At 68.1% G+C, this 11,712-nt stretch carries 10 protein-coding genes and 1 pseudogene; 8 read left to right on the top strand and 3 right to left on the bottom strand.

The window, feature by feature from the left end; all coding sequences use genetic code 11:
• Positions 1-4: 4 nt before the first annotated feature.
• Entirely contained in the window at positions 5-604 is a 600-nt protein-coding gene (locus tag O0K41_RS15335) for a hypothetical protein (protein ID WP_005408118.1), read from the top strand.
• Positions 605-677: 73 nt separating this feature from the next.
• Positions 678-1,604, top strand: a complete 927-nt coding sequence (locus O0K41_RS15330) for a DUF6607 family protein (protein WP_049451431.1) — start codon at positions 678-680, stop codon at positions 1,602-1,604.
• 107 nt (positions 1,605-1,711) lie between these two features.
• On the opposite strand, the pseudogene O0K41_RS15325 reads toward O0K41_RS15330, so the two are convergent.
• A pseudogene (locus O0K41_RS15325) lies at positions 1,712-4,229 on the bottom strand (FtsX-like permease family protein).
• Complete coding sequence (locus O0K41_RS15320; RefSeq protein ID WP_005408121.1) at positions 4,226-4,873, bottom strand: ATP-binding cassette domain-containing protein; 648 nt, start codon at positions 4,871-4,873, stop codon at positions 4,226-4,228. The pseudogene O0K41_RS15325 and the gene O0K41_RS15320 overlap by 4 nt, the downstream one beginning before the upstream one ends.
• Positions 4,874-4,948: 75 nt before the next feature.
• Between O0K41_RS15320 and O0K41_RS15315 the strand changes: the two genes are divergently transcribed.
• From O0K41_RS15315 to O0K41_RS15305, 3 genes are all read left to right on the top strand, one after another.
• Positions 4,949-5,593, top strand: coding sequence for an arylesterase (locus tag O0K41_RS15315; protein ID WP_049451433.1), 645 nt, complete (start codon positions 4,949-4,951; stop codon positions 5,591-5,593).
• An 87-nt stretch (positions 5,594-5,680) separates the two neighbouring features.
• On the top strand, positions 5,681-6,394 hold the full coding sequence (locus tag O0K41_RS15310) for a response regulator transcription factor (RefSeq protein WP_002811889.1): 714 nt from the start codon (positions 5,681-5,683) through the stop codon (positions 6,392-6,394).
• A 156-nt stretch (positions 6,395-6,550) separates the two neighbouring features.
• Positions 6,551-7,822: a HAMP domain-containing sensor histidine kinase gene (locus O0K41_RS15305; RefSeq protein ID WP_005412286.1), complete on the top strand. Its 1,272-nt coding sequence runs from the start codon at positions 6,551-6,553 to the stop codon at positions 7,820-7,822.
• Positions 7,823-8,053: 231 nt separating this feature from the next.
• Here the strand turns inward: O0K41_RS15305 and O0K41_RS15300 are convergent, their stop codons facing one another.
• The gene (locus tag O0K41_RS15300) at positions 8,054-8,755 is read right to left on the bottom strand and encodes an SGNH/GDSL hydrolase family protein (protein WP_049450179.1); all 702 of its coding nucleotides are present in this window, start codon (positions 8,753-8,755) and stop codon (positions 8,054-8,056) included.
• 212 nt (positions 8,756-8,967) lie between these two features.
• Between O0K41_RS15300 and O0K41_RS15295 the strand changes: the two genes are divergently transcribed.
• The 3 genes from O0K41_RS15295 (at position 8,968) to O0K41_RS15285 (ending at position 11,531) form a co-directional block, all read left to right on the top strand.
• Entirely contained in the window at positions 8,968-9,363 is a 396-nt protein-coding gene (locus O0K41_RS15295) for a diacylglycerol kinase (RefSeq protein ID WP_005408126.1), read from the top strand.
• 33 nt (positions 9,364-9,396) lie between these two features.
• Positions 9,397-10,146, top strand: a complete 750-nt coding sequence (locus O0K41_RS15290) for a TerC family protein (RefSeq protein WP_005408127.1) — start codon at positions 9,397-9,399, stop codon at positions 10,144-10,146.
• Positions 10,147-10,370: 224 nt separating this feature from the next.
• The gene (locus tag O0K41_RS15285; RefSeq protein WP_012479186.1) at positions 10,371-11,531 is read left to right on the top strand and encodes an MFS transporter; all 1,161 of its coding nucleotides are present in this window, start codon (positions 10,371-10,373) and stop codon (positions 11,529-11,531) included.
• The last annotated feature ends 181 nt before the right edge of the window (positions 11,532-11,712 follow it).

Below are 11,712 nucleotides of genomic sequence, written 5' to 3'. Positions count from 1 at the left end.
CCTCATGAGCCGAGCACTGTCCGCACGCAGGAATGACTCCATCGCCGCGCCGAACAGCGCGGCCTGGCCGACCCCGGCACAGCTGGCCACGCTCGGCACCGTGTTGTGCCTGTACCACGCCGACGGCAACGAGCTGGGCGGCTGGCGCCAGGCCGTACGCGTACACGCCTGCCAGGGCGTGGACAGCGAGGGCCTGCGCGAAAGTTTGTGCTTCCTTGATGGCCGTGGCCGCTGCGTGTGGCGCCTGTACCTGCTGCCCGACAGCGATTTCCTGGCCTGGGACCGTCTGGTCGCGGCGCTGCCGCCGGGACCGGAACACGACAGCGAGGCGAGCGTTGGCGAACGCCTGTGGCGGCGCCTGGCCGGCCATCTTGGCGGCCAGCGCTGGCGCCTGTGCGCGCTGCGCCTGCATGCCGCCGACGACGGACGCACGCTGGCCGCCAGTCTGTCGACCCTGTCCTCGCTGGGCGCGGCCACCGCGCGCCGCATCGCACGCCTGGAAGGTGCTGAAGGCGAGCTGGCGATCGACGACTGCTGCTGTGCCGACGCCGCCCGGCGTCCGGCTCCCCAGATTCCCGGCGACCTACCGCTGATCCGCCTGTGACCCTCTCCTGATGGAACGCCCGTTGGCCACGGATGGCCCCTCAATGAATCTGCAACCCCGAAGGAAGACCCCGATGAAGCTCCAGACAGCCAGCGCCATGCTGCTGCTCGCCGCCAGCGGCGTGGCCAGCGCGCAGCCCTCCGATATCGCCCGCGACCACGACAGCATCCTCGCCATGCAGGGTGAGTACACCGTGGACTTCGCCTTCGACGAGACCGTGCTGCTGAAGCCGGGCTACGAGCGTGCACCGGCGATGCGCAGCGGCGGCAGCGAAGTGGTCATCGTGGTCGAGGACACGCCGAAGCGCATCGTGCTGCAGCACCTGCTGCTGGATGAAAAGAGCGGCCACATCACCAAGCACTGGCGCCAGGACTGGGTGTACGAAGCACCGAACCGTTTCGAATTCAGCGCCGACCAGACCTGGAAGGTGCGCAATATTCCGTCGGCGGTGAACCAGGGCGCCTGGACCCAGTGCGTGTACGAAGTGAGCGACGCACCGCGCTACTGCGGCACCGGCACCTGGACCTACACCAACAACGTGCCGAGCTGGACCAGCGATCTGAGCTGGCGCCCGCTGCCGCGCCGTGAGTACACCAAGCGCAGCGACTACAACGCGCTGGCCGTGGTCAACCGCCACACGCTCACGCCCAATGGCTGGACCCACGAACAGTTCAACACCAAGGTGCAGCGCAACGCCGATGGCAGCCAGGTGGAGATCGCACGCGAGTTCGGCTTCAACGACTACGTGAAGACCACCGAGGTCGACTTCACCCCGGCGCGCAACTACTGGAAGGCCACCGCCGGCTACTGGGCCAAGGTTCGCCAGCGCTGGGACGGTTTCCTGACCCAGGCCCCGGGCGTGCACCTGAAGACCAGGATCGACGGCATGGCGATGATCATCCCGCTGTTCACCCAGGCCGAAGAGATCCAGTCCGGCAAGAAGGTGAAGGACACGCAGATCGACGAAGTGTTCGCCAAGTACGTGGAAAAGGCCCAGTAGATCCACGCCATGCGTGGATGTGCTTGTTCCTTGAACACTGGCAACGCCGTCATGTGCACTTGGTAGGTGCCGAGCTTGCTCGGCACGCGCCCCGGTCCGGCGCCGCCTCAGGCCTCGCGCAGCGCCAATGCCGGCGGCGTATGCAGGATCGCCCGCGTACCCCACCAGCCCGCCAGCAGGCTCAGCCCGATGCCGACCACGCCGCCGACCAGCAGGCCCGGCCACGGCGGCAGCAACGGCAGCTCGAACACCTTCTGCGAGACCGCCACGCCGATCGCAGCCGCGGCGCCCACCGCCAGCAACGCGGCCAGCGTGCCCAGCGCGCCGAACTCCACCAGCACCGCACCGCGCAGCTGGCGCCGGGTCGCGCCCAGCGTGCGCAGCACCGCGCTGTCGTAACGACGCTCGCCCGCCGTGGCCTGCAGCGCGGCCAGCAGCACCAGCACGCCGGCCAGCAGGCTGAACACCATCACCAGCTGCACCGCCTGTGCCACCCGTTCCATCACATCGCGCACCTGCGAGATCACCGCGTCCACGTCCAGCAGCGACAGGTTGGGCTGCGCGCGTATCAGCTCGCCCAGTCCGGCTGCCTTGCCGGCCGGCAGGTGGAATGCCGACAGCAGGTTGTGCGGTGTATCGCCCACCGCGTTCGGGTTCAGCAGCACGAAGAAGTTCGGCCGGAAGGTGTTCCAGTCGGCCTTGCGTACGCTGGTCACGGTGAATTCGCGTTGCTGCTCGCCTACTGCAATGGTGATGCGGTCGCCGGGATACACGCCGTAGCGCTTGGCCCAGCCGATCTCAACCGACGCCTCCGACGCCGTGCTGTCGGGCGTCCAGAAGGTGCCGTTCATCAGCGTATTGGCCGGCGGGAAGCTGCTGCGCCAGCTGAAGTTCAACGGCCGGTTCTTGTCGTCGTCATCGCGCTGGGCTTCGCCTGACGCCGGCTGTCCGCTCTGGTCCGGCGAGCGATCCACGCGCAGCGGCGGCTTGCCGTTGATCGCGATCAGGCGGCCGGTGGCCATCGGTTCGATGCTGGCGTCGTTGGCACCCAGTCCACGCAGCGCGGCCAGCACGCTGTCGCGCTGTTCGGGCTGGATGTTGATCAGGAAGTAGTTTGGCGTGTCCGCAGGCAGGCGCTCGCGCCACTGCTGCAGCAGGCCGGGGCCGGTCACCGCCAGCAGCAACAGCGCGCACAGCGACAGCGACAGCCCGACCAGCTGCATCACCGCCAGCATCCGGCGCCGCGTCAGCGCCGCCAGGCCCAGCCGCCAGTGGCCGTGCAGACGGTGCTGCAGGCCGCGCAGCAGCTGCAGCAGCACGAAACCGACCATGCCGGCCGCCACCGCCAACGCGGCCAGGCCGCCCAGCACCCATAGCGCCAGCTTGAGATCACCGGTCACCTGTACCGCCAGCAGCAGGCTGGCCGCCAGCGCTGCTACGTAGGCCAGCAGCGAGGCCGGGGGCAGGGCGGCGAAGGAGCGGTTGAGCACGCGCATCGGCGGCACCCCGCGCAGGCGCAGCAGCGGCGGCAGGCCGAAGCCGAACAGCAGCAACAGGCCGATGCCGGCGCCGGTCAGCGCCGGCATTGCCTCGGGTAGCGGCAAGCGCTGCGGCACCAGGCTGCCCAGCACCTGCACCAGGCCTTCCTGCGCGGCCATGCCCAGGCCGATGCCGAGTGCGCAGGCCGGCACCGCCAGCATCAGCAGCTGCAGCGCCAGGCCAAGCAGGATGTCGCGCTGGCGCGCGCCCAGGCAGCGCAGGATCGCCACCTGGTCGATGCGGCGCAGGGCAAAACGGTTGGCCGCCAGCGCGGTCGCCACGCCGGCCAGCAATACCGCCAGCAGCGCGCTCAGGCCGAGGAAGCGCCCGGCAAGATCAAAGGCCTGGCGCACGCCGCGCTGGGTGTCGTCCACGCTCAGCAGGCGAAGGCCTTTTACCTGTGGCAGCAGCCACTGGCGCAACGCGGCAACCTGGTCGGCGGAGCCGGCGAACATGAGCCGGTAGTTGATGCGGCTGCCGGGGCCAAGCAGGCCGGTGCCCTCCACATCGGCGCGGTTGACCAGCAGGGTGGGGGGAGAGCGTCAGCAGGTCGCCGCCGGCATCCGGCTCGGCCTCGATGATGCCGGCGATGCGCAGCGTGCCGGCGCCGAATTCGAGATCATCGCCGGCCTTCAGTCCCAGCCCCTGCAGCAGGCGCGGGTCGGCATAGGCCTGGCCCTTGGGGGGCATGCCGGCGTTGGCGATCAGCGCGCCACCGGGCGTGCTGCGCACCCTCAGCGTGCCACGCAGCGGATAGCCCGCCTGCACCGCCTTGATGCTGGCCATCTGGCTGGCATCACCGTTGAACAGCACGCTGCCGAAGCTGGCGATGCGGGTGAAGGCCAGTCCACGCCGCTGCGCCTCGTCGGCGAATGCCTGCGGCGGGTCATCGCGCCCGGCGATGCCGAGGTCGCCGCCGAGCATTTCCGCCGCGCTGCCGGTCAGTGCCAGGTTGACCCGGTTCACCAGCGTGCCGACCGCGGTCATCACCGCCACGCCCAGCACCAGCGCGGCGAACACGGTCAGCAGGTCACCGGCCAGCGCCTCGCGGCGCAGCGCGCGCCACGCATGCCGCAGCAGGTTCATGCCTGCGCCCCACGCTCGACCGGCAGCAGGCGGCCGTCGTCGATGCGGTGGATGTACTGGCAACGCTGGGCCAGGCGCAGGTCGTGGGTGACCAGCACCAGGGTGGTGCCGCTGCCGGCGTTGAGTTCGAACAGCAGGTCGCTGATGTGCTGGCCGGTGGCGTGGTCCAGCGAGCCGGTCGGTTCGTCGGCGAACAGGATGCGCGGGCGGGTGACGAACGCACGTGCCAATGCCACGCGTTGCTGCTCGCCGCCCGACAACTGGCGCGGATAGTGGCGGGCGCGATGGGCCAGCCCGACCTGGGCCAGCACTTCATCGACCCGCGCCCGGTCTTCGCGCCCGGCCAGTTCCAGCGGCAGCGCGACATTCTCGGCAGCGGTCAGCGCCGGCAGCAGGTGGAAACTCTGGAACACGAAGCCGACCTCACGCGCGCGCAGCTGGGCGCGGGCCTCCTCGTCCAGCGCCGACAGGTCCTGGCCAGCCAGCGCGATGCGGCCGCGACTGGGCAGGTCCAGCCCGGCCAGCAGGCCAAGCAGGGTGGTCTTGCCGGAACCGGAGGCGCCGACGATGGCCACGCTGGTGCCTTCATGGACCGTCAGGGTGATGTTGTCCAGTATGTGGACTTCACCCTCCGGGCCCTGCACGGACTTGCCGACCTGGTCGACGGCGATGGCGACGGGCGCGCTGCGGGGGGACAGGCTGTCGATGAGGAGACTCCAATGCGCAAGACGGGATGGAGCCGGCGAGCCGGCGCGATGATGGTGCTGCTGCTAGGGTTCCTGCTGCTGCCGGGGCTGGCCTGTGCCAAAGGTCCGGCCGGCACCGTGCTGGTGCTCGGCGACAGCCTCAGTGCTGCCCACAATATCCCTGCCGACGCCGGCTGGGTCAGCCTGCTGCAGCAGCGGGTCAGGCAGCAGTCGAAAACCCCGGCGCGCATCGTCAACGCCAGCATGAGCGGCGAGACCACCGCCGGCGCGCTGACCCGCCTGCCTGGCCTGCTGGCGAAGGAAAAGCCGACCGTGGTAGTGATCGCCCTTGGCGGCAACGACGCATTGCGCGGGCTGACCCCGGCGCAGGTGCAGGGCAACCTGGGAAAGATGGTGCAGGCCAGCCAGAAGGCCGGCGCGAAGGTGCTGCTGCTGGGCATTGACGTGCCGCCCAACTACGGGCCGGCCTATCGCCAGCGCCTGGCGGCGGCCTACAACGCGCTGGCCACGCAGTACAAGGTGCCGCTGCTGCCCTTCCTGCTGGAGGGCGTCGCCCTGCAGCCGGGCATGATGCAGGCCGACGGCCTGCACCCGACCGCACAGGCGCAGCCAAAGGTGCTCGACAACGTCTGGCCGCTGCTGAGGCCGCTGCTCTGAACCGTTTGTGTACCTCTTGACGGAACTTCACATCGCGTCCACCGTCGATCCGGCATGTTTCACAAAGCTGAAGTTAGAGGGAATCACATGCGTCAGACGAAGGAGACCTCCGGCTTGGTGCTGGTGGTCGAAGACAACCGCAACATCTCCGAGATGATCGGGGAATACCTGGAAGGTCGCGGCTTCGAAGTCGACTATGCACAGGACGGCCTGGATGGCTACCGCCTTGCGGCGGAGAACAGCTATGACGTCGTGGTGCTCGACTTGATGTTGCCGCGCCTGGATGGCATCGAAGTGTGCCGTCGCCTGCGCAACGATGCGCGCAAGTCCACCCCGGTGCTGATGCTCACTGCACGCGACACGCTGGACGACAAGCTCACCGGCCTGGGTTTCGGTGCCGATGACTACCTGACCAAGCCGTTCGCGATCCAGGAGCTGGAAGCCCGCCTGCGCGCGCTGATCCGTCGCGAACGTCGCCAGGTCGGTTCGGAAGTGCTGAAGGTGGCCGACCTGGTGCTCGATCCGGTCAGCATGCGTGCGACCCGTGCCGGCACCGAGCTGCAGCTTTCGCCGATCGGCCTGCGCCTGCTGACCATCCTGATGCGCGAATCGCCGCGCGTGGTCACCCGCCAGGAGATCGAGCGCGAGATCTGGGGCAATGGCCTGCCGGATTCGGACACCCTGCGCAGCCACCTGTACAACCTGCGCAAGATCATCGACAAGCCGTTCGACCGTCCGCTGCTGCACACCGTGCAGAGTGCCGGCTACCGCATTGCCGACATCGCCCAGCCGATGGCCTGAGCAGGATACTCGCCGGTGCAGCAGCAGGCCCGGCCGGGTTGTGGCCACGTACGAGGGCAGGGCATGACCGGTCGGCACTGCCGCCGGTCATCGCCCATGCACCCGCACGGCGTGGCGCGCTGCCTATAATCGCAGCGCTCTGACCGGGACTCCGCAATGCCGCACGGCCTGCCGCGCAAGATCCGTATCGCCTTCATCCTGCAGGCAGTGCTGGCCAGCCTGGGCATCCTGCTGGGTGCGTGGCTGGTCTCGCTGGTGATCAAGCACAGCCTGGTGGGCGCTGCCCTGCGCGAGGAGGCGGCGTACTACTGGACGCTGCACGAAGCGTCCCCGGTGCAGCCACCGCCCAATACCCAGAACATCCGCGGCTACCTGCTGGAAAGCGGGCAGTCGGCACTGTCGTTGCCGGCCAACCTGCGCAATCTGGAGCCCGGCTTCCACGAACTGCCCAAGGACGACCAGCTGGTGCTGGTTGATGTGCGCCCGGCTGGCCGCCTGTACCTGGTGTTCCTGCGCTCGCGCGCCGAGATGCTGGCGTTCTGGTTCGGCATCGTGCCGGTGCTGCTGACCCTGTTGGCGGTGTATGGCGCCAGCTGGGTGACCTACCGCGCGTCCAAGCGCCTGGTGTCGCCGGTGAACTGGCTGGCTCGGCGCGTCTCGCGCTGGGACCCGGGGCATCCGGAAGCGGCCGACCTGGAGCCCAACAAGCTGCCGGCGGACATGCAGGGCGAGACCCGGCAGCTGGCGGCCGCGTTGCACTCGCTGGCCAACCGGGTCAGCGCGCACGTGGCACGCGAGCGCAACTTCACCCGCGATGCCAGCCATGAACTGCGCACGCCGCTGACCGTCATCCGCGTTGCCAGCGACATGGCACTGGGTGATGAAAGCCTGCAGCCGCGCCTGCGCCGCAGCCTGCAGCGCATCCAGCGGGCCGGCCGCGACATGGAAGCGGTGATCGATGCGTTCCTGATCCTGGCCCGCGAGGCAGACGTCGAACCGCAGATCGAGCTGTTCGACGTCAACGACATCGTCCGCTATGAAGTGGACAACGCCAACGAACTGCTGGGGGCTCGCCCGGTGTCGGTGCACCTGCACAGCGATGGCCCGGTGCAGCTGCATGCGCCGCCGCGGGTGCTGCAGGTGGTGGTCAGCAACTTGGTGCGCAATGCATGCAGCTACACCGACGAGGGGCGCATCGACGTGCATGTGCACAACGATCGGGTGGTGGTGCACGATACCGGCATCGGCATGTCCCCCGAAGCGCTGTCACGGGCGTTCGAACCGTTCTATCGCGCCGAACCCAGCCGGCCGCAGGGTACCGGCCTGGGCCTGTCGATCGTACGCAGGCTGTGTGATCGCTTCGGCTGGAAGGTCAGCCTGGCCAGCGAGCCGGGTCAGGGCACCGAGGCAACGGTGATCTTCCGGTAGAGGGATTTTGCCGGGCTGCGCCCGGCACCCGCCGAGGCAACATCAACATCAAAAGCGGGCATTCCGTGGAATGGCGGGGCGGTGTGGGTTTGCAGGACACGCCGTAAACCCGTCCATGGGGGCTCGATGGCGCCATCCATGGCGCCAACGGTCCTGCAAACCCACACCGCCCCGCCTTCGACAGTTTCCCGCGATCCGCAGTACATCCACGCCATGCGTGGATGGGGTTGCTCAGTTGCAGTTGACCTTCGGCGCCAGCGCCTTGGTCCAGATGTCATAGCCGGCCGGGGTCATGTGCAGCATGTCCTCGCGGAACAGCGTTGCATCCGGCTGGCCATCCGCGCGCAGCATCGGCGTGTAGATGTCGGTGAAGCCGGTGTTGGGCAGCTTGGCCAGCGCAGCCTTGATCAGCGTGTTGGCCTCGTTGATCGCCGGCAGCAGGTGCGCCCGCGACGGGCTCGGCTTGATCGACAGGTACTCGACCTTGGTCTTCGGCAGGTCGCGATGCACGCGCTGCACGAAGGCGACCACGTCGTCGCGCACCTGGGTCGCGGTGCGGCCGCTGTTGAGGTCGTTGTCACCGGCGTAGAAGAACACCTTGCACGGCGCATACGGCACCACGATCTGGCCGGCATACCAGGTGCTGTCGCGCACTTCCGAGCCGCCGAAACCGCGGTTGAATACAGGCTGGCCGGGGAAGTCGGTGGCCAGGCTCTCCCAGAAGCGGATGGAGGAGCTGCCGATGAATTCGATGCCACCGCGGGGCGGCGGGTTGGCCTGGTCGGCGCTGGCGAACCGGGCCATGTCGCCGGCCCAGGCCACGTTGGAGACCTGTTCGGGTACCCGGGGCGACGTGGTCGGGCCCAGGGCCTGGGCCAGCGGTGCGGCGGTCAGCAGGCCCAGCATCAGCAGGCAGGTACGGCGACGGGACATCAGGCGCTCCAGCAGGGAAGGGAACGCCATCATAGAAGCTGGGGCGGGCCGGGGCTTGCCCCTGGCGGTCCATTCACCGGGCCGGTGCCGGGATGCGGCTGGTGGCCTTGTGGCAAAATGGCGGCCATCTGCCTATTCCTGTGCACCCATGATTCCCTGCCGTGCGTCTGAGCGGTCGCTGCGCCGCGCCCCTGTTGCTGGATGTTCCACCCGTGGCTGATCAGTTCGGCCATCTGCCCCGCGGCCCGCGCCGCATCTTCCAGGCCGCCCGCTGGTCCTGGCAGGGCCTGCGCGCCGCCTGGCTGCACGAATCGTCGTTCCGGCTGGAGGTCTACCTGCTGATCCTGCTGGCCCCGGTCGCGGTCTGGCTGGGGCAGACGCCGGTCGAGCGTGCGCTGATGATCGGTTCGATGCTGCTGGTGCTGGCGATGGAACTGGCCAACTCGGCGATCGAGGCGGTGATCGAACGTTACGGCAGCGAAATCCACGAGTTGGCTGGCCGCGCCAAGGACATGGGCTCGGCGGCGGTGTTCGTGCTGATGATGAACGTGCTGTTGTGCTGGGCCCTGGTCGTGGTTCCGCACGCGCTGGCCGGCAGCTACGGCTGAAACCCCATTCCCCCACTGCCTTGAAGAGATTCCATGTCCTTTGAGTTCCTCGCCGACCCCAATGCCTGGGTAACCCTGTTCACGCTCAGCGCGCTGGAAATCGTGCTCGGCATCGACAACCTGGTATTCATTTCCATCGCGGTCAGCAAGCTGCCGGAAGAACGTCGCCCGTTCGCACGCAAGCTCGGTATCGCCGTGGCCTGCATCACCCGTATCGGTCTGCTGGTGTCGCTGGCGTATCTGGCGCACATGGCGGCCAACCTGTTCACGGTGGCCGGCATGGGCATCTCCATCCGTGACCTGGTGCTGATCGTCGGTGGCCTGTTCCTGATCATCAAGGGCTGCATGGAGATCAAGGAACTGATCAGCGGCGGCGAGGATGAAGATCCGAGCACCACCAAGGCCTCGGCCGTGTTCGGCTACGTGATCGCGCAGATCGCGGTGATCGACATCGTGTTCTCGCTGGACTCGGTGATCACCGCGGTTGGCATCGCCGACCACATCCCGGTCATGGTCGCCGCCATCCTGCTGTCGGTGTTGGTGATGCTGCTGGCCGCCAACCCGCTGGGCCGCTTCATCGACGCCAACCCGACCGTGAAGATGCTGGCGCTGGCCTTCATCCTGATGATCGGTGCGGTGCTGATCCTGGACGGCCTGGACGTGCACGTGCCCAAGCCCTACATCTACGCCGCGATGGGCTTCTCGGTGCTGGTGGAATGGCTGAACCTGCTGATGCGCCGTCGCGCGCGCGAGCACAACGTGCCGGGCGCTGGTAACTGGTAAGCGCCTCTGGCATGTAAGTCCCTCAGAACCCCCGGCCCGGCCGGGGGTTCTGCGTTTGTGGGGGGCACGGCTCTGCTACGGCGCTGCGGTTTTTGCACTTGCAGCGGGTTTCCGTGCCTCACTTGTGAACCAGAATCAACAGTGTTTTCCCGGGGCGAGGCTTAATCCGCCACAGCAAAGCGCGCAGGCTACGCACTCCCGAATCCCTCCCCCAGGACCCCCCCATGAATTCCAGAGCCGCCTTGCTGGCGCTTGCCGTCGGCGCCTTCGCCATCGGAACCACCGAGTTTGCGCCGATGGGCCTGTTGCCGGTCATCGCCGACGGCGTGGGTGTGGGCATTCCCACTGCCGGCATGCTGATCACCGCTTACGCCGTGGGCGTGATGCTGGGCGCACCGGTGATGACCCTGCTGATGGGCCGCTTCGGCAAGCGCACCGCGCTGATGCTGCTGATGTCGATCTTCGTGGTCGGCAACCTGCTCTCGGCACTGGCCCCGAACTACGGCCTGCTGTTGCTGTCGCGCCTGGTCACCAGCCTCAACCACGGTGCCTTCTTCGGCATCGGTGCGGTGGTTGCCGCCAGCCTGGTGCCGAAGGACAAGCAGGCCGCCGCCGTGGCCACCATGTTCATGGGCCTGACCATCGCCAATATCGGCGGCGTGCCGCTGGCGACCTGGGTGGGCCAGCAACTGGGCTGGCGCCTGTCCTTCGCCGGTACTGCAGTGCTGGGCCTGATTGCGATCACCGCGCTCGGCTTCGCGCTGCCGGCATCTGCACCGGGGCCGCGCCCGGACGTGCGCCGCGAACTGAAGGCCATCCTGCAGCCGCAGGTACTGCTGGCGATGGGCACCACGGTGCTCGGCGCGGGTGCGATGTTCACTCTGTACACCTACGTGGCGCCGGTGCTGACCGAACTGACCGGCGCCTCCAACACCTTCATCGCGATGTCGCTGGCCCTGATCGGTATCGGCTTCACGTTTGGCAATGGCATCGGTGGGCGCATGGCCGACTGGTCGCTTGATGGCGCGACCCGCATCCTGCTGGCGGTCCTGGCCGTGCTGATGTTCGTGCTGCCGCTGGCCTTCATGCACCACGCCACTGCGGCGCTGGGCGTGCTGCTGTTCGGCGCGGCGACCTTCGCCATCGTGCCGCCGCTGCAGATCCGGGTGATGCAGGCGGCGAGCGAGGCGCCGGGCCTGGCGTCGTCGATCAACGTGGGTGCGTTCAACCTCGGCAACGCGGTGGGTGCCGCGCTGGGGGGCGCGGTGATCAGCTCGGGTTTGGGTTACGCGGCGATTCCGGTGGCCGGTGGCCTGCTGGCGGCATCGGGCCTGCTGCTGGCGTGGCTGGGGCGTCCCCGCACTGCGGTGGCTGAGGCCTGCTGAGGGGTGTTGGATTCCGGCAGGGCTTGCAGCCCTGCACCCGCTGCAATCAACGTCAACGTCAACGGCAAAAGCCTGCATTCCGTGGGTTGGCGGGGTGGGTCCGGTTGAGGGGGACGCTGCAAGTACGTCCATGTAAGCTCGGTCGCCGCATCCATGCGGCTCACGCCCCCTCAACCGGACC

This window comes from Stenotrophomonas sp. Sm2128, from assembly GCF_030985535.1.
Lineage (GTDB): Bacteria > Pseudomonadota > Gammaproteobacteria > Xanthomonadales > Xanthomonadaceae > Stenotrophomonas > Stenotrophomonas maltophilia.
This window is presented reverse-complemented; position numbering and strand designations above follow the sequence as displayed.